Consider the following 23,161-nt stretch of genomic DNA (forward strand, 5'->3'; position numbering starts at 1 on the left):
CGAGAAACCCGACCAAATTCATCTCCTTTTATCTGGAACATGCCTACGCTGCGAGGAACCCGCTCGACCGCCCCGACAGGAGCCCGCCGTGACGACCGCCGCACACCGGGCAGCGACGCTGCGCACCTCCGCCCTGCGCACCTGGACCGAGCCGGTCGGCGGCCCCGACGCACGCGGCACCGTCGTCGTGCTGGTCGGCCGCGGCGAGACCCCCGAGGTCTACGAGCGGTTCGGTCGCCGCCTCGCCGCCGACGCCTATCGCGTCGTCGCCGTCGGCGAGCCCGACCCCGCACCGCAGGCCGTCGCCGCGCTGCTCACGACGCTCCCCGCCCCGCACGTCCTCGTCGGCACGGACGCGGGCGCGCTCGCCGCCGCCCACCTCGCGCGCGTGCTCGACGTCGCCGGCGTCGTGCTCGCCGGCCTGCCGACCGCCGCGGGCGTCCGCTCGCTCACGTGGGACGCCGAGCTCGACGCACGGTCCGCGTGCCCCGCCCACCAGCGCGTGCTCGCGCAGGCCACGCGCACGAGCCTGTTCGCCGACGTCACCGCGATCGTCGCCGCCGACCTCACCGACCCGCGCGACGCACCGCTGCCGGTGCCCGTGCTCGCGCTGCACGGCGAGGACGACCGCATCAGCCCCGCCGAGCACGCGGTCGCCGCCTACCGCACGCTGGGCGCGCGCCACGTGCTGCTCGTCACCGACGGCCGGCACGACGTGCTCAACGACGCGGCGCACCGCACGGTCGCCGGCGCCGTCGTGCAGTTCCTCGAGCGCGTCCGGCTCGGCGGCGACCTGCCGACGCTCGTGCGCGACGTCGCCCGGGACGCCGCGCGCGACGACGCGACCCCCGACCCGCTGCACGGCACCGGCGCGCCCGCCGCCGCCCGCGCACGCGCCCCGCGGGCGGTCGCGTGACCGCCCACGGCGCCGCCGCGCGCCGATGTCGACGTGCCCGGCCCACCTCGCCCGGCCGCGTGCCCCGCAGCCCGCTCACGCAGCGGCGCCCGCACGCGGCGCCCCCTCCCGTCCGCTCCTCCCCGCGCCGTCGCGTCGTCACGCCGACGACGCCCGCACGCGGGCCCCCTGCTCCCGGAGACCCCTCATGACCCGACCCCACCCCGCCGTCGTCGCGCTCGTCGGCAACCCCCGCCCCGGCTCGCGCACGCTCGGCGCCGCGACCGCCCTCGCCCGCACGCTCGCCGGCCACCTCGGCGCGGGCGCCGACCCCGCCGTCGTCGACCTCGCCGCGCACGCGCCCGGGCTGCACGCGCAGCCCCGCCCGGCCGACGTCGACGCCGCGCTCGCGACCGTCGCCGGTGCCGACGTGCTCGTCGTCGCGACCCCCGTCTACAAGGCGTCGTTCACGGGGCTGCTCAAGTCGTTCCTCGACCTCTACGGGCCCGACGCGCTCGCCGGCGTCGTCGCCGTGCCGCTCGTCGTCTCGGCCACGCCCGCGCACACGCTCGTCGGCGAGGTGCACCTGCGGCCCGTGCTCGTCGAGCTCGGCGCGACCGTCCCGACACGCACGCTCAGCATCCTGGACGCCGACCTCGCGGACCTGGGCCCCGCGGTCGCACGCTGGTGGGAACGGGCCGAGCGGCCGCTGCGCCGGGCGCTCGGCGCACCCGGTGCGTCCGAGGCGCCGACGCCGGCCTCGCCGACCGCCTCGCAGGCCACCCGCCAGGCCACCCCCGCGCTGGAGGTCGTGCGATGAGCACCAGCACGCCGGACCTGCGCCACCTCGAGCGCGCGCTGGCCGACCACGACGAGCCCGCGCTCACGCCCGACGAGTACAAGCAGGTGTTCCGTCGGCACGCCGCGGGCGTCGCCGTCGTGACGCTCCGCGACGGCGACGCGCACGTCGGCTTCACCGCGACGTCCGTCATCTCGGTGTCGGCCGCTCCCCCGCTGCTCGCGTTCTCGCTCGCGTCCGGGTCGTCGTCCTGGCCCGCCCTGTCACGTGCGTCGACGGTCGCGGTGTCGTTCCTCGCCGAGGGCCAGGAGGACGTGTCGACGCGGTTCGCGACGTCGGGCGTCGACCGGTTCGCCGACGGCGGCTGGACCGCGCTGCCCACGGGCGAGGCCGTGGTCGACGGCGCGCTCGCGTGGGTGCGGGCGCGGGTGGTCCAGCGCACGCCCGTCGGCGACAGCTACCTGGTGTCGCTGCGCGCGCTCGCGCACGGCGTGACCGACGCGCAGCCCCTCGTCTACCGCGACCGCACCTACCACCGGCTCGTCCCCCCGACCTGACCCCACCCCCCACCCCGGCGACAGGTCGATCCAGTCCCCACCCCACCCCGCGAGAGGTCGATCCAGTCCCGCCGGAAGGAGACTGGATCGACCTCTCGCGCACGTCACGGGCACCGGATCGCGCACGTCACGGGCGCCCGGGCGCGCACGTCACGAGCGCCGGGTCGCGCACGTCACGAGCGCCCGGGCGCAGCGGAGCCCGCCGCCGCGGGTCGACGGACGGCCCGACGCGGGCGGTCAGCGCGCGATCGAGGCGAGCCCCCCGGTCCCGTCCACGGACCGGCGCTCGAAGCCCGCGTCGGCGGGCACCGGGCCCGTGCCGGCCGTGAAGCCCGCGGCACGGCCCGCGTCGTCCGGCCCCCACAGCCGTGTCGGGGCCGCGGCGCGGACCACCGGCACGACCTCCTCGACGAACCGACGCAGGACGTCCTCCTGGTGCGCGGGGTCGAGCAGGTGGTTCACCGACACCGACTGCAGGTCGTGCCCGAACGACACGTGGTAGTCGAGGATCTTCGCCGCGACCCGCTCGGGCGTGCCGACGAGCGCCGGGCCGCGCTCGACCGCGTCCTCGACCGTCGCGAACGCCGGCGCCCTGCCGACCGCGTCGGGGCCGTACCCGCGGCGCGCGGCCGCCGCGACCTGCCCCTCGTAGATCGGGCGGTACTGCGCGACCGCCTCGGCGTCGGTGTCCGCGAGGTACAGCCCGCCCGACCCGGCGCCGACGAACGCGCGCGCCGGGTCGTGCCCGTGCGCGGCGTACCGCTCGCGGTAGTGGTCGACGAGCACGCGGTACGCCTCGCGCGGCTGCAGCGCGTTGGCGCTGACGATCGGCTCGCCGTGCCGCGCGGCCAGCTCGACCGCGAACCGGGACGTCGCCGAGCCGTGCCAGACGCGGAACGGCCCCGCGAACGGCCGCGGGAGCGTCGTCGCGTGCTCCAGCGGCGCGCGGTGCCGCCCCGACCACGTGACGTCCTCCCGCGCGAGCAGCAGGCGCAGCAGGCCGTGGTTCTCCTCGAGGTACTCGTACTGCTTGTCGAGGTCGAGGCCCAGCAACGGGTACTGCAGCACCTCGTTGCCCTTGCCGATGACGATCTCCAGCCGCCCGCGGCTCAGCTGGTCGACCGTCGCGAGGTCCTCCGCGGCGCGCACCGGGTCGAGCAGCGAGAGCACCGTGACGCCCGTCGACAGCAGGATCCGCGACGTGCGCGCGGCGATCGCGCCGAGGATCACGGTGGGCGCCGACGACAGCACGTCGCCGGCGTGCCGCTCGCCGACCGCGAACGAGTCGAAGCCCAGCTCCTCGGCCAGCACGGCGTGCTCGACGACGCGCGCGAGCCGGTCGGCGGGCGGCACCGCGGCCCCCGTCACCGGGTGCGGCGGGTTGAACACGATGTCGAGGAGCTGGAAGCGCACGAGGGGGTCCTTCGCGGTCGGCGGGCGGTGCGGGCGGCGGGTCGGGCGGGCAGCGGGTCGGGCGGGCAGAGGGTCGGGCGGGCGTCGGCGGGGCGGGCGTCAGGCGACGCGGGCCGCGGCGGCGTCGCGCTCGGCGACCCCCTCCCGGACCAGCGGGATGACGTATCGGCCGAAGTCGACCGCGTCGTCCAGCAGGTCGTACCCGCGGGCGGAGATCACGCGGACACCCAGGTCGTAGTACGCGAGCAGGGCCTGCGCGACCTGCTCGGGCGTCCCGACGAGCGCGTTGGAGTTGCCGGCCCCGCCCGTCGCCCGGGCGGTCGCCGTCCACAGCACCTCGTCGTGCCGGTCCCCTTCGGCCGCGATCTGCAGCAGCCGCTGCGAGCCCGCGTTCTCGGGTGCGTCGATCGGGTGCCGGCGGCTGAGCGTGCCGCCGAGCGCGGCCTTGCGCGCCTCGATGCGGTCGAGCACGCGGTGGGCCTTCTCCCACGCGAGGGCCTCGGTCGGCGCGACGATCGGCCGGAACGCGGCGTGGATGCGCGGCGGCGTCGCACGCCCGGCCGCCGCGGCCTCGGCGTGCACGCGCTCGATCTGCTCGCGCGTGCGCGCCCGCGGCTCGCCCCACACGGCGAACACGTCCGCCTCGGCCGCGCCGACGCGGTAGGCCGCGTCCGACGAGCCGCCGAACGAGATGGTCGGCGTGCGGCCGCCGAACGGCTTGACGTCGAGCACGAAGTCCTCGAGGTCGTAGTACGTGCCGTGGTGGTCGAACGGGGTCACGCTCGCCCACGCCTGCTTGACGACCCGGATGTACTCACCTGTGCGGTCGTACCGCTCGTCCTTGGTGAGGGTGTCGCCCTCGCGGCGCTGCTCGTGGTCGTTGCCGCCGGTGATGAAATGCACCGACAGCCGCCCGCCCGACACCTGGTCGAGCGTCGCGAACGTCTTGGCCGCGTACGTCGGCGCCGACACGTTGGGGCGGTGCGCGAGCAGCAGCTCGATGTCCGGCACGCGCGCCGCGACGTACGCCGCGAGCGCGGCCGGGTCGGCGCCGGACGAGCCGTAGGCGAACAGCACGCGCGTCCAGCCGTGGTCGGCGTGCGCGCGCACGAGGCGCTCGAGGTAGGCGAGGTCGAGCGGGCCGGACGTCGTGCGGGCGGACGTCTCGGACGCGTCGGACGGGGCGGCGATGCCGAGGAACTCGACGGGCACGGTGCTCTCCTGGGGTCGGGTCGGGTCGGGTCGAACTGGATCGACCTCTCGCGCCGAGAAGGCGATCCGGTCTCGCTCCACGTGGGGCTGGATCGCCCTCTCGCGGGGAGGTGGCAGGGGTGCGGGCCGGGCGGGTGGGTCAGGGGGTGGCGAGGGCCGGGGCGGGGTGCCGCTCGGGCGCGGCGGCGGGTGCGGGCGCACCCTCGGCGGGCAGCCCCCACGCGTGCGCGAGCAGCGCGAACGAGCGCGCGGTGTCGGCAGGGTCGTGGGTCGACGTCGTGACGACGAGCTCGTCGGCCCCCGTGACGCGCTGCAGCGTCTGCAGGCCGGCGACGACGGCGGTCGGGTCGCCGACGAACCGCGTGTCGACGCGGTCGCGCAGCACCGCGCGCTCGTCGTCGGGGCGGTCCTGCCAGGCGACGGACGCGTGCCGCGGGTAGGTGCGGGCGCCGCCCGCGGTGCGGCGGATCGACAGCACCCAGTCGGCGTGCGGCGCGGCGAGGTCGTGGGCGCGCTCGTCGGTGTCGGCCACGAGCACGTCGGCCGAGACCGCGACGTACGGCGCCGCGAGCACGCCGGGCCGGAAGGCCGCGCGGTACGCGGCCACCGTGTCGAGCGTCGTCGCCGGGCTCACGTGGTAGTTCGCGGTGAGCGGCAGGCCCAGCTCGCCCGCGACGCGGGCGCTCTCGCCGGCGCTCGACGCGAGGACCCACAGCTGCCAGTCGGCGCCCTGCACGGGCGGGCTGACGTACGGGCGGCCGTCCTCGTCGCGGTACGTGCCGGCGTGCAGCGCGAGCACCAGCTCGAGCTCGGCGCGGAAGCTCGCGGCCGTGCGCGAGGCGCCGACGACCCGTTGCTGCGCGAGCAGCCGCTCGCGCAGCGCCGAGTCGCCGAGGTCGAGCGGCGGCGCGGCGGGCACGTGCAGCCCGTCGACGTCCCGCGCGGGTGCGGGCGCCGGTGCGGGCTGGTCGGGGCGCCGTCCGCCGACGTCGCGCGGCGCGAGCGCGCGCCCCAGCCCGAGGTCGACGCGCCCGGGGTGCAGCGCCGCGATCGTCCCGAACTGCTCGGCCGCGACCAGCGGGCTCGTCGTGCTCAGCAGCACCGCCCCGCTGCCCACGCGGATGCGCGACGTGCGAGCGGCCACGGCCGCAGCGAGCACCGCCGGCGCCGCCGACGCGACGCCCGCGCCGAGGTGGTGCTCGGCGTACCAGACGCGCCGGTAGCCGAGCCGGTCGAGCAGGACGGCGCGGTCGACGGCGGTGCGCAGCGCAGCGGCGCCGGTCGACCCCTCGGGGACGACGGCGAGGTCGAGGACGGACAGCGGCACGCGGGCCGCGCGGGGGTGGGTCATGGGTCGGTCAGCCTCTCGGGGTGGGGACGGCGGCGCGCGCGGGCCGGGCCGGGACGGGCCAGGACCGCGCGAACCGGGCGAGCGCGAACGGGGCGGGGCCGGGCGCGTCGCCCGTGGCCAGGTCGGCGAGCACGCGCCCGACGGCGGGCGCGAACTTGAAGCCGTGGCCCGAGAACCCCGCGCCGACGACGAGCGGTCCGCGCCGGTCGAGCACGAAGTCGTGGTCGGGCGTGGTCGTGTACGTGCAGCTCACGGGCGCGAGGTCGTCAGGGTCGAGCCCCGGCAGCCACGTGCGCACGTACTCGCGCAGGGCCGCGAGCTGCGCGGGTTCGGGCCGGTACGTGCGACGGTCGGGGTCGGTGACGGGCCCGACGCCGTGGAACCCGACCTTGACGCCCTCGCCCGGCGTCACCAGCCCGTACACGCCGCTGGGCCAGCCCGCGGCGGGGCCGGGGTCGTGCGTGAAGCTCGGCCACGTGGCGAGCAGCGCGGGGTCGCGCGCGGCGAGGTGCGCGGGCTGCTCCTGCGTGACGACGAGCGGCAGGACGTCCTCGGGCCCCACGTGCGGGCCGGTGCGCGAGCCGGCCGGCGGCGCGGCGAGCAGCGGCCCGACGAGCCCCGCGCTCCACGCCCCGACCGTGACGACGACGCGCCGCGCGACGAGGTCGCCGTGCCGCGTGACGACCCGCACGCCTCCGGGCACGGGCTCGAGGTGCCGCACGGGCGCCTCGTGCCGCACGTCGGCGCCGTGCGTGGCCGCGGCGCGCTGCAGCGCGGTGACGGCACGGTCGGCGTGCAGCCGGCCGGCGGTCGCGGTCTCGTGCAGCACGCGGCCCTCGAACCGCAGGCCGGGCCACCGCTCGCCGGCCGCGTCGGGCGTGAGCCACGTGTGCGCGATCCCGCGCGCGGCGAACGCGGCGGCCACGGCCTCGGCGCGCGCGGCCGACGCTGTGCCCGGGTGCGCGTGGCTCACGCCACCGGTGATCTCGAGCAGCGCGACGCCCGCGGCGGCCTCGAGCTCGCGCCACCACCGGAGCGCCTCCTGCGCGAGGTCGAGGTAGACCGGCTCGGGGTACGTGGTGCGGTAGATGCGCGACGCGCCGTGGGACGCGCCGTGCACGTGCCCGGGCGCGAACCGCTCCAGCAGGACGACGTCGCGCCCGCGCCGGGCGAGGTGCCAGGCCGCGGCCGACCCCATGACGCCGCCGCCGACGACGACGTGGTCGACGTGCTCGGTCATGCGTGCTCCTCTCCCGTCGCGGGCGCGACGCGTACGTGGGTGGGTGGGTGGGCGAGCGGGTGCGGGACGCCGTCAGGACGTCTTCGGCAGCCCGGGCGGGTTGGTCTGCGACTCCGCGACGGCCTCGGACGTCAGGCCCCAGCGCTCGAGGACCCGCGCGTAGCTGCCGTCGGCGATCGCGTGGTTGATCGCGGCGGTCACGGCGCCGGCCGCGTCGGCGCCCTTGCGGGTCGCGACGGCGATCTGCGCGGTGTCGGGCCAGCCGCCGTTGAGCGTGCCGACGACCTTGAAGTCCTGCGGGCTGACCGCCGCCTGGTACGCGAGCGACGCGTTGGGCCCGACGTAGGCGTCGAGCCGCCCGGACTGCAGCGCGAGCAGGACGTCGGAGAACTGCTCGTAGTACTCGGGTCCCTGCACCGGGTCGAGCCCGGCGGCGGTGTTCTGCCGGTCCCACTCGAGCAGGATCTTCTCCTGGTTGGTGCCCGACCCGACGCCCACGACGAGGCCCGCGACGTCGGCCGGCTCGGCGATGCGCTCGACGTCGGAGTCGGCCGCGACGAGCCAGCCGAGCTCGTCGTTGCGGTACGTCGAGAAGTCGATGGTCTCCTTGCGCTCCTCGGTCACGGTGACGTTGGAGATGACGGCGTCGACGTCGCCCGAGCCGAGCGCGAGCGGCCAGTCGGCCCACGCCTTGACCTCGAGGCGCAGCTCCTTGCCGAGCGCGTCGGCCACGAGCTGGGCGATGTCGGTCTCGTTGCCGATGGGTGTCTTGTCGTCGTCCGCGAGGAACCCCAGGGGCGGTGCGGCACCGGCGCTGACCGCGACGACGAGCTCGTCCTTGGCGGCCCACGCGGCGGGCAGCAGCGCGATCGCCTCGGGCGACTCGGTGGTGCGCACGCGGTCCTGGTCGGGGCTCGTGCTCACGGCGAGCCCGGCGGGTGCCGCGGCGGTCGAGGTGCCCGCGTCGTCGGGCGCCGCGGCGGCGGGCGCCTGCGTGCTGACGCCGGAGCACGCGGTGAGCGCGAGCAGCGGCAGCAGGGCGAGCGCGGCGAGCGCGCGGGAGGTGCGGGCGGTCGGTGTCACGGGAGACCTCTCGGGGTGGGGAGGACGGCGCGCGGTACGGCGCGCCGCGGGACCGGCGGGTGGCAGGAGGGGACGTGCGGGCGGGTCGGGGTCAGAGGACCTTCTGCAGGAAGGCGCGCGTGCGTTCGTGGCGCGGCGCGTCGAGCACCTGGGAGGGCGGGCCCTGCTCGACGACGACGCCGCGGTCGAGCAGCACGACGGTGTCGGCGACCTCGCGCGCGAACCCGATCTCGTGCGTGACGACGAGCAGCGTCGTGCCGGTGCGCGCGACGTCCTTCATGACGTCGAGCACCTCCCCGACGAGCTCGGGGTCGAGCGCCGACGTCGGCTCGTCGAACAGCAGCACCGACGGCCGCAGCGCGAGCGCCCGGGCGATCGCGACGCGCTGCTGCTGACCGCCCGAGAGCTGGCGCGGGCGTGCGTCGGCCTTGTCGGCGAGCCCGACGCGCGCGAGCAGCTCGCGCGCCTCCGCCTCGACCTCGGCGCGCGGCCTGCCCTGCGCCGCGACGGGCGCCTCGACGACGTTCTCCACGGCGGTGAGGTGCGGGAACAGGTTGAACGACTGGAACACGAAGCCGATGCGCGTGCGCTGCCGCAGCACGTCGCGCTCGGTGAGCTCGCGCAGCGTGCGCCCGCGCCGGCGGTACCCGACGAGCTCGCCGTCGACCGCGACGAACCCGCGGTCGACCTTCTCGAGGTGGTTGACGACGCGCAGCAGCGTCGACTTGCCCGACCCCGACGGCCCGAGCACGACCGTGACCGACCCGGGCTCGAGCGTGAGCGACACGCCGCGCAGCACCTCGAGCGTGCCGTACGCCTTGTGCACGTCGTGCAGCTCGACGCGGCCCGTCGCGTCCGCGAGCCGGTCGACGGTCGCGGACGTCGCGGCGCTCACGCCCGCTCCCCCGCGGTCGGCGCGACCGTGCGCGACGTGCGCGTCAGCACCCCGACGCGCGCCCGCGCGGCGTACGCCGGTGGCACGCCCGGTGGCACGTCACGCCCGGTGAGCCGCGCGACCGCGACCTGGACGGTCCACCGCGCGCGCTGCAGCGGCGTGGGCGGCAGGGTGCGCAGCGCACCCTTCGCGTAGTGCCGCTCGACGTAGTACTGCACGACCGTGATGAGCGTGGTCAGCACGAGGTACCAGAGCGACGCGACCAGCAGCAGCGGCACGACGCGCCCGTTGCGGCCGTAGATGACGCTGACGATGTAGAACAGCTCGCCGTACGCGAGCACGTAGACGATCGACGTGCCCTTGAGCAGCCCGATGACCTCGTTGACGGCCGTCGGCACGATCGTGCGCATGGCCTGCGGCAGGATGATGCGGCTCACCTGGCGGCGACGCGGCAGCCCGAGCGACGCGGCCGCCTCGTGCTGGCCCTGGTCGACCGACAGGATTCCGGCGCGCACGATCTCGGCGGAGTACGCGGCCTGCGAGAGCCCGAGCCCGAGGATCGCGGCCCAGAACTTGTCGACGACCGACAGCGTGTCGAACCACAGGTACTCGGGGCCGAACGGGACGCCGAGGCTGAGGTGCGGGTACAGGTAGGCGAGGTTGTACCAGAGCAGCAGCTGCAGCAGCAGCGGCACCGACCGGAACACCCACGTGTACGCCCAGGACACCGACCGCAGCAGCGGCGAGCGCGACAGCCGCATGAGCGCGAGCACCGTGCCGAGCGCGAACCCGACGACCGCCGCGACGGCGGTGAGCCGCACGGTCGCCCACGCGCCCTCCACGACCGACGGCCACGTGAGGAACTGCGCGACGACGCCCCACTCCCAGCGGTCGTTGGTGACCAGCGAGCTGACGACCATCGCGAGCAGGACCGCGACCGCGGCCGTCGCGACCCAGCGCCCGGGGTGCCGTGCCGGGACGATCCGCAGGTCGTCGAGCCGGTCGTCGCGGCCGCTGCGTCCGTCGGCGGCCCCGGCGTCGGGTCCGGCGCCGGCCGCCGGGTCGGCCGGGTGCCGCGCGGGCGGCGGGACCAGCAGGCGCGACTCGTCCTGCGCGAGGTGCGTGCTCACGTCGTGACCTCCAGCCACTTCTCGAACGGCAGCGGACCGGCGGGGGCGACCGTCGGGTCGAACAGCGGGCGGTAGCCCGTGGTCAGGTAGAGGCCGGCGGCCTCCGGCTGCCGCGGACCGGTCGTGAGGTAGAGCCGCCGGTAGCCGCGGGCCGCGGCGCGCCGCTCGAGCTCGGCGAGCACGCGGCGCGCGAGCCCGCGGCGGCGGTGGGCCGAGTGGGTCCAGATGCGCTTGAGCTCGGCCGTGCGGACCGCGGGCGTCCCGTCGCGGCGCCGGGTGCCGGCCCGCTCCAGGCGCGCCGCGTCCCCCAGCTCGGCCTCGGTGCGACGCCGGAACGCTCCGCCCGCGAGCGGGGCGCCGTCGGCGAGCAGGAGCAGCAGCTCGCCGTCCGGGGGTGCGAACTCCTCCGCCGGGTAGTGCTCCATCTCGTCGCGCAGCTGCTCGGCGGTCAGCAGGCGCCGGTACCGCGACCAGTACTCGTGCGCGAGCTCGTCGATCAGGGGCCGCACGAGCGGGTCGTGCAGGTGCACGCTGCGCACCTCGAGCGCGTCGCCGGGCACGGGGCCGGCCCCCACGGGCGCGGTCGTGGTCACCGCGGCACCCGCTCACCCGCGGTCACCGCGAACGGCAGGTGGTTGCCGGGCACGGGTGCGGGGCACGTGCCGTGCTCCGAGAACGCGTACGGCAGGTTGACGGCGCGGTTGAGGTCGAGCCGCAGCGTCGTCGCACCGGGGCCGGGGACCCCGGCCTGCACGACGCGCCACGGCGCGACGTCGTCGGCCTCGTCGCTGAACAGCAGCGTCACCGCGCCGCCGGGCGCGCCGGTCAGCGCGAGGGTCGCGCGCCGCCCGTCCCGCGCGACGTCGACCTCGCCCACGACCTGCACGCGGTGCACGAGACCGGGCCGAGCCGCTCCCACGACGACCTCGCGCGGCTCGGCGTACCACCGGACGGGCACGTCGAGCACCCACGACGCGTCGTGCGGGGACGCGGGGACACCCGTGAAGGCCACCCTCGTGGGCGCCTGGGGGTCGCGCAGCCGCAGCGCGTACCGGCCCGTGCGCCGCACGAGCTCGACCGCGACCTCGGAGGGATCGGCGTCGCCCGCCGAGGCGCGCCCGGCGGGCAGGTAGGTCGTCACGACCTGCGAGCCGCCCTCGGCGACCGCGTGCGTCGTGACGTCGGCACCGACCGCGTGGTGCACCTGGTCGGCGTCGACCCACCAGCGGCCGGGCACGTCGCCCAGCACGGTCGGGGCGTGCGGGACGGCGAGGTACGCGACGGGCGAGAGCCAGCCGTGCGGTGCGCGCAGCTCGTCCTCGCGCGCGGCGCGCCACGCGGCGTGCGCGGCGGCGGTCGCGGCCCGGTCCGACGCGGACGGGGCGTCGGTCGGGGTGTCGGCGGCCGGTCGGGTGGCGGTGTCCTGCAGGGTCATGGCTGGTCCTCTCGTGCGTGCGTGCCGGGGATCGCGCCGACGAGCTCGGCGGTGTAGGGGTCGCGCGGGTCGTCGAGGACGTCCGCGGTGCGCCCCGTCTCGACCAGGCGGCCGGCCCGCATGACGCCGACGTGCTCGGCGACGCGGCGGACGACGGCGAGGTCGTGCGAGACGAACAGGTAGGTCAGGCCGCGGCGCTCGCGCAGGTCCGCGAGCAGGTCGAGCACACGGGCCTGCACGGACACGTCGAGCGCGCTGGTCGGCTCGTCGAGCACCAGCAGCTCGGGGTCGAGCGCGAGGGCGCGCGCGATCGCGACGCGCTGGCGCTGCCCGCCCGAGAGCTCGGCGGGTCGGCGACGCGCGAGGTCGGGCGACAGGTGCACCTGGGCCAGCAGGTCGGCGACGCGCTCGCGCCGCTCGGCGGGCGTGCCGACCCGGTGCGCGCGCAGCGGCTCGTCGACGGCGCGTGCGACCGTGAAGCGCGGGTCGAGCGCGGTCGACGGGTCCTGGTGGACCAGCTGGGTGCGGCGGCGCAGGTCGCGCAGGGCGACGCCGCGGGCCGCGGCGACGGTGACGCCGTCGAACCGGACCGCCCCCGCGTCGGGCCGGTCGAGGCCGAGCACGAGCCGCGCCGTCGTCGACTTGCCGGACCCCGACTCCCCCACGAGCGCGAACGCCGAGCCGCGCGGCACCGCGAAGGTCACGCCGTCCACCGCCCGCAGCACGTCGCCCGACCGCCGCGGGCCGAGGCGGAACGTGCGGGTGAGCCCGTCGACCTCCACGAGCGCGCGCGCCCCGCTCGCCGCGACGTCCACCCGTGGGGTCGCGCGCGGCGCCGTCCTCGCGGCAGGGCCCACGGCCGGGGGCGCGGCGGCACCGCCCGCCGTCGCCGCGCCGCCCGGGCCCCGGAGCGCGAGCCCCGGCGCCGCCGCGACGAGCTCCCGCGTGTACGCGTGGCGCGGGGTGCGCAGCACCTGCGCGGTCGCCCCGTGCTCGACCACGCGCCCGTCCTTCATGACGACGACGCGGTCGGCCCGGTCGGCGGCGACGGCCAGGTCGTGCGTGATGAGGAGCACCGCGGTGCCGGTGCGTGCCGTGAGGTCGGCGAGCAGGTCGAGCACGCGCCGCTGCACCGTGACGTCGAGCGCGCTGGTCGGCTCGTCGGCGACCAGCAGCTCGGGCTCGCACGCGAGCGCGATGCCGATGAGCACGCGCTGCCGCATGCCGCCCGACAGCTGGTGCGGGTACTGCCGGGCCCGGGCGGCGGGCGCGTCGAGGCCGACGGCGTCGAGGATCTCGACCGCGCGGGCGTGCGCCGCGCGGCGCGTCGTGCGGTGGTGGATGCGCAGCACCTCGGCGACCTGGTCGCCCACGCGCTGCACGGGGTTGAGCGCGACGCCCGGGTCCTGGGGCACGAGCCCGAGGCGCGCGCCGCGCACGCGCGACCACGCGCGCTCGGGCAGCGTCGCGAGGTCGAGGGCCGTGCGCGGGTCGTCGCCGAGCGTGAGCGCACCGCCGGTGACGGCGCCGTTCGCGGGCAGCAGGCCGACCACGGCGTGCGCGGTGCTGGACTTGCCCGAGCCGGACTCGCCGACCAGCGCCACGACCTCGCCCGCGTGGACGTCGAGGTCGACGCCGCGCACGGCCGGCACGTCGCCGTCGGTGCCGCGGTAGGTGACGTGCAGGTCGCGCACGGCCAGCACGGGCCGAGCGTCTCCCCCGGGCCGGGACGGGTGGCCGGCGGTGCGGGCCGTCAGGACGTCGGCGGTCATCGGGCGGTCCTCCCGGGTCGTCCGACCGCGCGCCCGAGGCGCCCGACGGCGAGCACGACCACCGCGATCACGGCGCCGGGCAGCGTCGAATACCACCACGCCGACGCGAGGTAGTTGCGCCCCTCGGCGACGAGCGAGCCCCACTCGGGCGTGGGGGGCGTCGCGCCGTAGCCGAGGAAGCTGAGCGCCGACACGGCGAGCACGACGCCGCCCAGCTCGACGGTCGTGAGCGCGAGCACGGGGCCGGCCGCGTTGGGCAGCACGTGCCGCACGACGACCGACGCTCGCCCCGCGCCGGCGAGGTGCGCGGCCTCGACGTACGTCGCGCGTCGCACGCGCAGCACCTCGCCGCGCATGAGCCGCGCGAACGTCGCGACCGAGGCGACGCCCACGGCGAGCGCGACCTCGAGCGTGCCGAACCCCAGCACCGTGACGACCGCGAGGGACAGCAGCAGGTTCGGGACGGCGAGCAGGACGTCGGTGCCGCGCATGAGCACGTCGTCGACGCGCCCGCCGACGAACCCGGCGACCACCCCGATCGCGGACCCGGCCACGGCGGCGACCGCGACCGCGACGAGCGCGGCGCGCACCGACAGCGCCGTGCCGTGCACGGTGCGGGCGTACAGGTCGCGGCCGAGGTGGTCGGTGCCGAACCAGTGCGCGGCGCCGGGTGGTGCGAGCGCGTCGGCCGGGACGCCGGTGACCGGGTCGTGGGACGTGAACGCGCCGGGCACGAGCGCCCACGCGAGCACCACGACGACGACCGCGAGCGCGAGCAGCGCGCCGGGCCGGGTCAGCGGGTGGTGCCGCAGGCGCGCGGGCAGCGCGTGCCGCACGCGGGCGGCGCGGGTGGTCGCGGCGGCGGCGCCGCGCACGGGCACGGCGGTGCGGTCCGGCCGAGCGGTGCCGATGAGCGTCATGCGGCAGCCCTCCCCCGGGTCAGTCGCGGGTCCAGCAGGGGGTACGCGAGGTCGACCAGCAGGTTGACGACGACGAACACCGCGGCGGCCACGACGACGAGACCCAGCACGACGGGGATGTCCTGCGTCGTGACGGCCGACTGCACGAGCCGCCCGAACCCCTGCCGCGAGAACACGGTCTCGACGACCACGGACCCCGCGAGCACGTTGCCGACCAGCACGCCGAGCAGCGTGAGCGCGGGCAGCACGGCGTTGCGCGTGACGTGGTGCAGCTGCACGCGCGTGCGGGTCGCGCCCTTGGCGAGCGCGGTCTCGACGTACGGCGCGCGCCACGCGGCGCCCATGCCGTGCGCGAGGACCTGCGCGACGGTCGCGCCGAGCGGGATCGCGAGCGTGACGGCCGGGAGCACGAGGCTCGCGACGCCCCGGTTGCCGACGGCCGGGAACAGCGGGTACCGGAACGACAGCACCTGCAGCAGCACGAGCCCGACCCAGAACGTCGGGACCGCGACGCCGAGCGGCGGCAGCGCGAGCAGGAACCCGCGCAGGCGCGTCGAGCGCGTCCACGTCGCGGCGGTCGCGAGCGCACCGCCGCCGACCACCGCGAGGCCCAGGGCCAGGGCGGCCAGCCGCGCGGTCTCGGGCAGCGCGGCCGCGATCAGGCCGACCACGGGTGCGCCCGACGCGACGGACGTGCCGAGGTCGCCGCGCAGGGTGCGCCCCAGCGCGCCGAGGTACTGCTGGAGCGGGCCCTGGTCGAGCCCGTACCTGGCCCGCAGCGCGTCGACCTGCGCGGGGTCGACGTACCCGCCGGTCGAGCTCTGGTCGAGCATGATGCTCACCGGGTCGCTCGGCAGCAGGTAGAGGACCGCGAAGGCCGCGGTGAACGCGGCGAGCAGCACGGCCGCGGCGCCGACGACGCGGTGCAGGACGTACCGGGTCACGGCGTCGGCTCGATCCACGCGTCGTGGAACAGCAGCCGCGAGGACGCGTCGAACGCCACGCCGTGCACGCCGCCGGCCACGCCGATGGACTGCGCGAGCTCGAACAGCGGGATCGCGAGCCCCTGGTCGAGCACCTCGCGCTGCGCCTGCGCGACGAGGTCGGCACGCGCGGCGGGGTCGGCGGCGGCGAGCTGCGCGTCGAGCAGCGGGTCGAGCACGTCGTCGGCCGGGCGCTGGTTGATGTTGCGCAGCGTCGACGAGAACTGCGTGCGCAGGATGTCGCCGTCGGCGCGCGTGACGTTGTAGTAGTACGTGCCGAACGTGCCCGCCGTCAGCGACTGCTGCTGCTCGGCGGGGGTCTGCTGGCGGATCTGCAGGTCGACGCCCGCGGCGCGCAGCTGCTGCTGCACGAGCTCGAGCACGGCCTGCGAGCCGGTGAACAGGGGCGCGTAGACGACGTCGAACGTGAGCCGCTGCCCGTCCTTCTGCCGGATGCCGTCGTCGCCCGGCTCCCAGCCGGCGTCGTCGAGCAGGTCGGACGCGGCGGCGGCGTCGGGAGCGAGCTCGTCCGACAGGTCGACGTACCCGGGCGTGGTCGACGCGAGCACGCTCGTGGCGGGCCGGAACGCGTCGGACAGCACGGTGTCGACGATCTGCTGCCGGTCGATCGCGAGGTTGACCGCGCGGCGCACGTCGGGGTCGTCGAGCGGCGCGGCCGTGACGTTGGGCTGCAGCACGAACACGACGCCGGGGTTGGTGCGCGTGAGCACGGCGCCGTCGGTCGCCTCGACCTGCGCGACGTCCTGCGGCAGCACGTCGCCGATCGCGTCGAACTGGTCGGACGCGAGCCCGCCGGCGCGCACGCCGGACTCGGGGACGACCGTGAACTCGATCCGGTCGAGGTACGCCTCGCCGGCGTGGTCGGAGACGCCCGACGCCCACGCGTACCCGTCGCGTCGCGTGAGCACGGCGCCCTGGTCCTGCGTGTAGCTCTCGAGCACGAACGGGCCGGACCCGACGACGTCACCCTGCAGCCTCTCCTCGGGCGCGGCCTGCGTGGTCGCGTCGGAGAGGATCGCGAGCGACACCGTCGACGTGGCCTGCAGGAACTGCGCGTTGGGCGCCTCGAAGACGACCGTCGCGGTGCGCTCGTCGTCGACGCGCGTCTCGACGTACCCGGTGAGGTAGCTCGTCGCGAGCGCCGACCCGGCGCCGAGCCCGCGGGCCAGCACGTCGAGGTTCGCCTTCACGGTCGCCGCCGTCAGGGGCGTGCCGTCGGAGAACGTGACGCCGTCGCGCAGGTGGAACGTGAACCGCGTGAGGTCGTCGCCCACGTCCCAGCTCGTCGCGAGCCACGGCACGATCTCGCCGGTCTCGGGGTCCTGGTCGGTGAGCGAGTCGGCGAGCTGGCGGGCCACGTAGATGCTGACGTTCGAGCCGACCTGCTGGGGGTCGACGCCGCTGGGCGACGCGCCGAGCGCGAAGCGCAGCGTGCCGCCGGGCACGGGGTCGGCGCTCGCCGCAGCCGCGTCCGACGGGCCGACGGCGGGGGCCGCGGCCGTCGAGCACGCGGCGAGCAGCAGGGCCGGGACGAGCGCGGCGACCGCCCGGAGGCGTGCGCGGGGGCGCCGTGCGGGGGCGTGCGGTGCGGTGGTCATGACGTCCTTCCGGGGGACAGGGGTGGCGGGGCTCAGCGGCCGACGGCGGCGAGCGGGCGGGGGGTCGACGCGGCGGCGTGCGCGGCGTGGTCGCGGCGCGCGGGGCGCGGCAGCCCGAGGTGGTCGCGCAGCGTCTCGCCCGTGTACCCGGCGCGGAACGAGCCGCGCTCGACGAGCAGCGGGACGACCCGGTCGAGCACGTCGTCGAGGCCGTGCGGCGTGAGGTGCGGCACGAGGATGAAACCGTCGGACGCGTCCTGCTGGACGTGGCGGTCGATGTCGTCGGCCACCTGCTGCGCCGTGCCGACGAACCCGCCGCGCGTCGTCGCGTGGATGACGAGGTCGCGGATCGACCAGCGGTTCGCCTCGGCCTGCTCGCGCCACTGCCGGGCGACCGCGAGCGGGTCCTTCGCGTGCCGCACGCGACCGCGCGTGATCGACGCGTTCTCGACGTCGGGGTCGACGTCGGGCAGCGGGCCGTCGGGGTCGTACGCCTCGAGGTCGCGCCCCCACACCTGCTCGAGGAACGCGATCGCGGTGGGACCGGACACCTGCTGGCGGCGGACGTGCCGGGCGCGTTCGTGCGCCTCGGCCTCGGTGTCGCCGATCACGGCGGTGACCGCCGGGAGGATCAGCAGCTCGTCGGGCGTGCGTCCGTGCGCGGCGAGCCGCGACTTCACGTCGGTGTAGAACGCCTGCCCGGCGTCGAACGTCGAGTGCATGGAGAACACGACGTCCGCCGTGGCGGCCGCGAAGTCGCGTCCGTCGGCGGAGTCGCCGGCCTGGAACAGCACGGGGTGGCCCTGCGGGCCGCGCGGTGCGGGGAACGTGCCGACGACGTCCGCGTGCGGGCCGTGGTGCGCGACGGGGCGCACGGCCCCGTCGCGCAGGAACCTGCCCGCGGCGGGGTCGGCGAGCACCGCGTCGTCGTCCCACGAGTCCCACAGCGCGCGCGCCGCGTCGACGACCTCGCGGGCCCGCTCGTAGCGCAGCGGGTACGGCAGGTACCCGCCGCGACGGAAGTTCGCGCCCGTGAACGCGTCGGGGCTGGTCACGAGGTTCCACGCGGCGCGTCCGCGCGACAGCACGTCGAGCGTCGCGAACTGCCGCGCGACCTCCCACGGCTCGTTGAAGGTCGTGCTGATGGTGCCCGCCAGGCCGAGGCGGTCGGTCACCGCGGCGAGGGCCGCGAGCACGGGCAGCGTGTCGGGTCGCCCGACGACGTCGAGGTCGTGGATGCGGCCCTTGTGCTCGCGCAGCCGCAGGCCCTCGGCGAGGAAGAAGAAGTCCAGGTGCGCGGCCTCGGCGCGCGTGGCGAGGTGCTCGAACGACGAGAAGTCGACCTGGCTGCCCGCCGTGGGGTCGCTCCAGACCGTCGTGCTGTTGACGCCCGGGAAGTGCACCCCGAGCCGGACCTGCTTGCGCGGACGCGTGGTCATGGCGGACCCCTCTCAGGCCGTCGCGGCGAGGACGTTGGCGGGGCGCGCGAGCCCGAGGGTGTCGCGCAGCGTCGTGCCCGGGTAGGAGGTGCGGAACAGACCCGCGTCCTGCAGCAGCGGCACCAGCCCGTCGACCACCGCGTCGAGGTCCGTGGGCAGCACCGCCGGCAGCAGGTGGAACCCGTCGACCACCTCGCGCCACGCGTCGAGCACGGCCGCGAGGTCCGCCGGCGTGCCGACGTGCGTGAGCGACGCCGGGCGCCACGGCTCGCCCGCCAGGTCGTCGAGGACCGCGAGCCGGGCCGCCGCCGACGACCGGTCGTCGGCCAGCAGCAGGGAGGTGTCGACGAGCACGCGCAGGTCGCGCGGGTCCCGCCCCGCCGCGACGGCCTGCTCGTGCAGGCGGTCGCGCTGCGCGCGGGCCGCGCTCACGTCGGTCGCGCGCAGCCGCACGACGTCGGCGTGGCGCGCCGCGAGCGCGAGCGTCGCGTCGGACGTGACCGGCACGACGACCGGCGGGCGACCCTGCGGCGGACGGGGCGTGATCGACGGCCCGGCGACCGAGAACCGCGGGCCCGCGTGGTCGACCCGGTGCAGCTTGTCGCGGTCGACGTAGCGGCCGGTCGCGACGTCACGGATCACGGCGTCGTCCTCCCACGAGTCCCACAGCAGCCCGACGACGTGCGCGACCTCGGCGGCCTCGTCGACCGCGTCGTCGTGGTCCTGCGGGTCCTTGCGCCCGAACGCCGCGGCCTGCGCGGGGCCCGTGGACCAGCCGACCTGCCACCCCGCGCGCCCGCGGCTGACGTGGTCGACCGTGGCGATCGCCTTGGAGACGTGGAACGGCTCGGTGTGCGTCGTGTCGGTGCGCGCGACCAGGCCGATGCCGGCGCTGCGCGGTGCGAGGTGCGCCGCGAGCAGCACCGCGTCGAGCCGGCCCTGCAGGCCACCGGCGGGTGCCTCCTGCAGCACGTGGTCGTCGTCGAGGACCGCGAGGTCGAGCAGGCCGCGCTGCGCGGTCGCCAGCAGCTCGGCGGTGCGGCGGGGGTCGAACCAGCCGTGCGCGGCGGCCGGGACGGTGCGCCACGCGGCGGGGTGGGCGCCGGCGTCGGTGAGGTCGACGCCGAGGTGCAGGGACGGGCGGGTGTCGGGCACGGATGCTCCAGGGGTGCGCGGGACCGCGCCCGCGTCGGTCGACGGGGCGTGCGGGTCCCCGGGGTGGGGAGGTGGGGGTTCCGAGGTGCGGCGAGGCGACGCCGCGGCGTCCGCGTGATGGGGGACGCGGCCGGTCCGCCGAGGGCACGACGGCTCACGTCCACGGCGGGCGCCGCGGGTGCGGTCACCGCCCCGGCGGGGTCGCCACCGGGTCAGCGGTGCCGGCGTCGAGCGCGGCGTGCGCGTCGCGACGGGGTCAGCGGTGCCGGTGTCGAGCACGACGGGCTCGTCGCCGACGACGCGGGCGGCGGCACGACGGCGCCGCGGGAGGTCGGGTCAGCGACAGTCGCGCAGGGCCCGGCACGGCGCCGGACAGGTCGCGTGCTCGCGCCGCGCGGCCGTCTGCCTGCTCACCTGTCGCTCCATGTCGGTCCGTCCCTCGCGGTCGTTGCGCACGGCGTGCGCCTGGTCCTCACCCGGGGCACCCCGCCGCGCGGGTGGGTTGCCGTCCGACCAGCCGGGGCTTCGCGTCGGAGCTCGTGACCTGTGTCGTCGACATAAAGCCGACTTGATTGATCGGAAATTTATGCCCGCCCACGGGCCGTGTCAACGCCCGCGGACACCGCGTCCACGATCCGGGACGCACGCAGGCCCGACACCCCTCCGGGCACGACGACGCCCGCCGCCGCGCACGGGGCGCGAGGGCGGGCGTCGGGGTCGAGCAGGCGCCGTCAGCCGAACAGGCGCGGCAGCGTCGCCTCCCACTCGGCACGGGCCTCCGCGAGCGGCAGCGTGAACAGCCCCCGCACCTCGACGGCGGCCGCGTGCGCGTGGTCCGCGTCGTCGACGGGCGTCCCGGCCCCCGGCGAGCACGCCTCGGCCGTCTCCCCCAGCCGCAGCGCGAGCACGCCGCGCGCGGTGCACAGGTCCTGCAGGCGCACCTCCTCCGAGCGCGGCACGGCGACGAGCACGCGCGCCTGCGACTCGGAGAACAGCGCCTCGAACGGCGTCACGCCGTCGCGCGCGCACAACGCGTCGAGGTCGACCTGCACGCCCACGCCGTAGCGCAGGCTCGACTCGACGAGCGCGAGCGCGAGCCCGCCCTCCGACAGGTCGTGCGCCGCGTCGACCAGGTCGTCGCGCGCCGCGGCGACGAGCACCTGCGCGAGGCGGCGCTCGGCGTCGAGGTCGACGCGCGGCGGCACGCCGCCCAGGTGCCCGTGCACGACGTCGGCCCACGCCGACCCGTCGAGCTCGGCGCGCGTCGTGCCCAGCAGGTAGACGGCCTGGCCCGGCTGCGTCCACCCCGAGGGCACGGCGTCCGCGACGTCGTCGAGCACGCCCAGCACGCCGACCACGGGCGTCGGGTGGATCGACGAGTCGATCTGCCCGGGCTCGCCCGTGCCGTTGTACAGCGACACGTTGCCGCCGGTCACCGGCACCTCGAGCGTCTGGCACGCGTCGGCCAGGCCGCGGATCGCCTCGACGAGCTGCCACATCGAGTCGGGGTGCTCGGGGCTGCCGAAGTTGAGGCAGTCGGTGACGGCCATGGGCCGCGCGCCGACCGTCGCGACGTTGCGGTACGCCTCGGCGAGCGCGAGCTGCGCGCCCGTGTACGGGTCGAGCTTGGCATAGCGCCCGTTCGCGTCGGTCGCGAGCGCGACGCCCAGGCCCGTCGTCTCGTCGACGCGCACGACGCCCGAGTCGTCGGGCTGCGCGAGCGCGGTGTTGCCCTGCACGAACCGGTCGTACTGGTCGGTGACCCACGCGGGCGACGCGAGGTTCGGCGACGCGAGCAGCCGCAGCAGCGTCGCGCGCAGCTCGTCGGCGGACTCCGGGCGCGCGTACCGCCGCGCGCCCTCGGGCGTGCTCACCGAGTCGGCGACGAGCCCGTCCTGCCACGCGGGGCGCGCGTACGGGCGGTCGTAGACCGGCCCCTCGTGCGCGACGGTCTTCGGGTCGACGTCGACGATGCGGTCGCCGTGGTGGTCGATGGTCAGGCGCCCGGTGCCCGTGACCTCGCCGATCACGGCCGTCTCGACGTCCCAGCGCGCGGTGATCGCGAGGAACTCGTCGAGCTTCTCGGGGCTGACGACCGCCATCATGCGCTCCTGCGACTCCGACATGAGGATCTCGCCGGCCGTCAGGGTGGGGTCACGCAGCAGCACGTTCTCGAGGTCGACGTGCATGCCGCCGTCACCGTTGGACGCGAGCTCGCTCGTCGCGCACGAGATGCCCGCGGCCCCCAGGTCCTGGATGCCCTCGACGACGCGCGCGGCGTACAGCTCGAGGCAGCACTCGATGAGCACCTTCTCCATGAACGGGTCGCCGACCTGCACCGACGGGCGCTTCGACGGCTTCTCGTCGTCGAACGTCTCGGACGCGAGGATCGACGCGCCGCCGATGCCGTCGCCGCCCGTGCGCGCGCCGAACAGCACGACCTTGTTGCCGACGCCCGAGGCGTTGGCCAGGTGGATGTCCTCGTGCCGGAGCACGCCCAGGCACAGCGCGTTGACCAGCGGGTTGCCCTGGTAGCAGGCGTCGAACACGAGCTCGCCGCCGATGTTCGGCAGGCCCAGGCTGTTGCCGTACCCGCCGACGCCCGACACGACGCCGTGCACGACGCGCGCGGTGTCGGGGTGCTCGGGTGCGCCGAACCGCAGCTGGTCCATGACCGCCACGGGCCGCGCACCCATCGAGATGATGTCGCGCACGATCCCGCCGACACCCGTCGCGGCGCCCTGGTACGGCTCGACGTACGACGGGTGGTTGTGCGACTCGACCTTGAACGTCACGGCCCAGCCGTCGCCGATGTCCACCACGCCGGCGTTCTCGCCGATGCCGACGAGCAGGTGCTCGCGCATCGCCGGGGTCGTCTTGTCGCCGAACTGCCGCAGGTGCGTCTTCGACGACTTGTAGGAGCAGTGCTCCGACCACATGACGGAGTACATCGCGAGCTCGGCCGCGGTGGGGCGCCGGCCCAGGATGTCGCGGATCCGCTGGTACTCGTCGGGCTTGAGGCCGAGCTCGGCGAACGGCTGCTCGAGGTCGGGCGTCGCGGCGGCGTGCTCGACGGTGTCGGACGTGTGCTGGGGGACGTCGGGGCGCGCAGGTGCGGTGGTCATCGGTTCCCTCGGTGGGGGCCGGGTCCGTGGGGGGCGCTCGCCCGCGCAGGTACCCGCGCCGCAAGGTCGGCAGACGGCCCCAGGGTACCGGCGCGCGAGGGCGCGACGGCGGCGCGTCCACGGCCGACGCACGCCGGG

General features: G+C 76.6%; 19 protein-coding genes and 1 riboswitch. Of the genes, 3 read left to right on the plus strand and 16 right to left on the minus strand.

Going from position 1 to position 23,161, the window contains the following annotated elements:
• Positions 1 to 88: 88 nt before the first annotated feature.
• The 3 genes from GY42_RS09590 to GY42_RS09600 all read left to right on the plus strand — a co-directional run bounded on the left by GY42_RS09590 (position 89) and on the right by GY42_RS09600 (position 2,251).
• Positions 89 to 916 (plus strand): alpha/beta hydrolase, encoded by an 828-nt coding sequence (locus tag GY42_RS09590; RefSeq protein ID WP_175578559.1) that lies wholly within the window; start codon positions 89 to 91, stop codon positions 914 to 916.
• Between the two features lie 187 nt (positions 917 to 1,103).
• Positions 1,104 to 1,715 carry an NADPH-dependent FMN reductase gene (locus tag GY42_RS09595; RefSeq protein ID WP_082131450.1) on the plus strand — a complete coding sequence of 204 codons (612 nt, stop codon included), beginning with the start codon at positions 1,104 to 1,106 and terminating at the stop codon, positions 1,713 to 1,715.
• Positions 1,712 to 2,251 (plus strand): flavin reductase family protein, encoded by a 540-nt coding sequence (locus GY42_RS09600; protein ID WP_046529165.1) that lies wholly within the window; start codon positions 1,712 to 1,714, stop codon positions 2,249 to 2,251. The genes GY42_RS09595 and GY42_RS09600 overlap by 4 nt, the downstream gene beginning before the upstream one ends.
• A gap of 237 nt (positions 2,252 to 2,488) precedes the next feature.
• Here the strand turns inward: GY42_RS09600 and GY42_RS09605 are convergent, their stop codons facing one another.
• From GY42_RS09605 to purL, 16 genes are all read right to left on the minus strand, one after another.
• Positions 2,489 to 3,664 carry an LLM class flavin-dependent oxidoreductase gene (locus GY42_RS09605; RefSeq protein WP_046529166.1) on the minus strand — a complete coding sequence of 392 codons (1,176 nt, stop codon included), beginning with the start codon at positions 3,662 to 3,664 and terminating at the stop codon, positions 2,489 to 2,491.
• Between the two features lie 99 nt (positions 3,665 to 3,763).
• The gene (locus GY42_RS09610; protein WP_046529167.1) at positions 3,764 to 4,876 is read right to left on the minus strand and encodes an LLM class flavin-dependent oxidoreductase; all 1,113 of its coding nucleotides are present in this window, start codon (positions 4,874 to 4,876) and stop codon (positions 3,764 to 3,766) included.
• A 139-nt stretch (positions 4,877 to 5,015) separates the two neighbouring features.
• Positions 5,016 to 6,227 (minus strand): LLM class flavin-dependent oxidoreductase, encoded by a 1,212-nt coding sequence (locus GY42_RS09615; RefSeq protein WP_046529168.1) that lies wholly within the window; start codon positions 6,225 to 6,227, stop codon positions 5,016 to 5,018.
• Positions 6,228 to 6,234: 7 nt separating this feature from the next.
• On the minus strand, positions 6,235 to 7,467 hold the full coding sequence (locus GY42_RS09620) for an FAD-dependent oxidoreductase (RefSeq protein WP_046529169.1): 1,233 nt from the start codon (positions 7,465 to 7,467) through the stop codon (positions 6,235 to 6,237).
• A gap of 72 nt (positions 7,468 to 7,539) precedes the next feature.
• Positions 7,540 to 8,550: an ABC transporter substrate-binding protein gene (locus GY42_RS09625; protein ID WP_046529170.1), complete on the minus strand. Its 1,011-nt coding sequence runs from the start codon at positions 8,548 to 8,550 to the stop codon at positions 7,540 to 7,542.
• Between the two features lie 91 nt (positions 8,551 to 8,641).
• Positions 8,642 to 9,445, minus strand: a complete 804-nt coding sequence (locus GY42_RS09630) for an amino acid ABC transporter ATP-binding protein (RefSeq protein ID WP_046529171.1) — start codon at positions 9,443 to 9,445, stop codon at positions 8,642 to 8,644.
• Entirely contained in the window at positions 9,442 to 10,575 is a 1,134-nt protein-coding gene (locus GY42_RS09635) for an amino acid ABC transporter permease (protein WP_052748289.1), read from the minus strand. Before GY42_RS09635 ends, GY42_RS09630 begins: the two co-directional genes overlap by 4 nt.
• Positions 10,572 to 11,168: a GNAT family N-acetyltransferase gene (locus GY42_RS09640; RefSeq protein WP_201775259.1), complete on the minus strand. Its 597-nt coding sequence runs from the start codon at positions 11,166 to 11,168 to the stop codon at positions 10,572 to 10,574. The genes GY42_RS09635 and GY42_RS09640 overlap by 4 nt, the downstream gene beginning before the upstream one ends.
• Complete coding sequence (locus GY42_RS09645; protein ID WP_082131452.1) at positions 11,165 to 12,010, minus strand: DUF1684 domain-containing protein; 846 nt, start codon at positions 12,008 to 12,010, stop codon at positions 11,165 to 11,167. The genes GY42_RS09640 and GY42_RS09645 overlap by 4 nt, the downstream gene beginning before the upstream one ends.
• Positions 12,007 to 13,782 (minus strand): dipeptide ABC transporter ATP-binding protein, encoded by a 1,776-nt coding sequence (locus GY42_RS09650; protein ID WP_046529172.1) that lies wholly within the window; start codon positions 13,780 to 13,782, stop codon positions 12,007 to 12,009. Before GY42_RS09650 ends, GY42_RS09645 begins: the two co-directional genes overlap by 4 nt.
• Positions 13,779 to 14,702 carry an ABC transporter permease gene (locus GY42_RS09655; protein ID WP_046529173.1) on the minus strand — a complete coding sequence of 308 codons (924 nt, stop codon included), beginning with the start codon at positions 14,700 to 14,702 and terminating at the stop codon, positions 13,779 to 13,781. Before GY42_RS09655 ends, GY42_RS09650 begins: the two co-directional genes overlap by 4 nt.
• Positions 14,699 to 15,646 carry an ABC transporter permease gene (locus tag GY42_RS09660; protein ID WP_046529174.1) on the minus strand — a complete coding sequence of 316 codons (948 nt, stop codon included), beginning with the start codon at positions 15,644 to 15,646 and terminating at the stop codon, positions 14,699 to 14,701. Before GY42_RS09660 ends, GY42_RS09655 begins: the two co-directional genes overlap by 4 nt.
• Positions 15,643 to 17,304, minus strand: coding sequence for an ABC transporter substrate-binding protein (locus tag GY42_RS09665; RefSeq protein WP_046529175.1), 1,662 nt, complete (start codon positions 17,302 to 17,304; stop codon positions 15,643 to 15,645). Before GY42_RS09665 ends, GY42_RS09660 begins: the two co-directional genes overlap by 4 nt.
• Before the next feature lie 32 nt (positions 17,305 to 17,336).
• Positions 17,337 to 18,743 (minus strand): NtaA/DmoA family FMN-dependent monooxygenase, encoded by a 1,407-nt coding sequence (locus tag GY42_RS09670; protein ID WP_046529176.1) that lies wholly within the window; start codon positions 18,741 to 18,743, stop codon positions 17,337 to 17,339.
• Positions 18,744 to 18,755: 12 nt separating this feature from the next.
• Entirely contained in the window at positions 18,756 to 19,898 is a 1,143-nt protein-coding gene (locus tag GY42_RS09675) for an LLM class flavin-dependent oxidoreductase (protein ID WP_046529177.1), read from the minus strand.
• 439 nt (positions 19,899 to 20,337) lie between these two features.
• Positions 20,338 to 20,443, minus strand: a riboswitch (SAM riboswitch).
• Between the two features lie 186 nt (positions 20,444 to 20,629).
• Complete coding sequence (purL, locus tag GY42_RS09680) at positions 20,630 to 23,023, minus strand: phosphoribosylformylglycinamidine synthase subunit PurL (protein WP_046529178.1); 2,394 nt, start codon at positions 23,021 to 23,023, stop codon at positions 20,630 to 20,632.
• Positions 23,024 to 23,161: the final 138 nt, after the last annotated feature.

Source organism: Cellulomonas sp. FA1 (assembly GCF_000986825.1).
Taxonomy (GTDB): domain Bacteria; phylum Actinomycetota; class Actinomycetes; order Actinomycetales; family Cellulomonadaceae; genus Cellulomonas; species Cellulomonas iranensis.

Coding starts and splice junctions, on each gene's coding strand:
- GY42_RS09595 (WP_082131450.1), top strand. CDS start 1,104: ATGACCCGACCCCACCCCGCCGTCGTCGCGCTCGTCGGCAACCCCCGC.
- GY42_RS09600 (WP_046529165.1), top strand. CDS start 1,712: ATGAGCACCAGCACGCCGGACCTGCGCCACCTCGAGCGCGCGCTGGCC.
- GY42_RS09615 (WP_046529168.1), bottom strand. CDS start 6,227: ATGACCCACCCCCGCGCGGCCCGCGTGCCGCTGTCCGTCCTCGACCTC.
- GY42_RS09620 (WP_046529169.1), bottom strand. CDS start 7,467: ATGACCGAGCACGTCGACCACGTCGTCGTCGGCGGCGGCGTCATGGGG.
- GY42_RS09645 (WP_082131452.1), bottom strand. CDS start 12,010: ATGACCCTGCAGGACACCGCCACCCGACCGGCCGCCGACACCCCGACC.
- GY42_RS09650 (WP_046529172.1), bottom strand. CDS start 13,782: ATGACCGCCGACGTCCTGACGGCCCGCACCGCCGGCCACCCGTCCCGG.
- GY42_RS09655 (WP_046529173.1), bottom strand. CDS start 14,702: ATGACGCTCATCGGCACCGCTCGGCCGGACCGCACCGCCGTGCCCGTG.
- GY42_RS09665 (WP_046529175.1), bottom strand. CDS start 17,304: ATGACCACCGCACCGCACGCCCCCGCACGGCGCCCCCGCGCACGCCTC.
- GY42_RS09670 (WP_046529176.1), bottom strand. CDS start 18,743: ATGACCACGCGTCCGCGCAAGCAGGTCCGGCTCGGGGTGCACTTCCCG.
- purL (WP_046529178.1), bottom strand. CDS start 23,023: ATGACCACCGCACCTGCGCGCCCCGACGTCCCCCAGCACACGTCCGAC.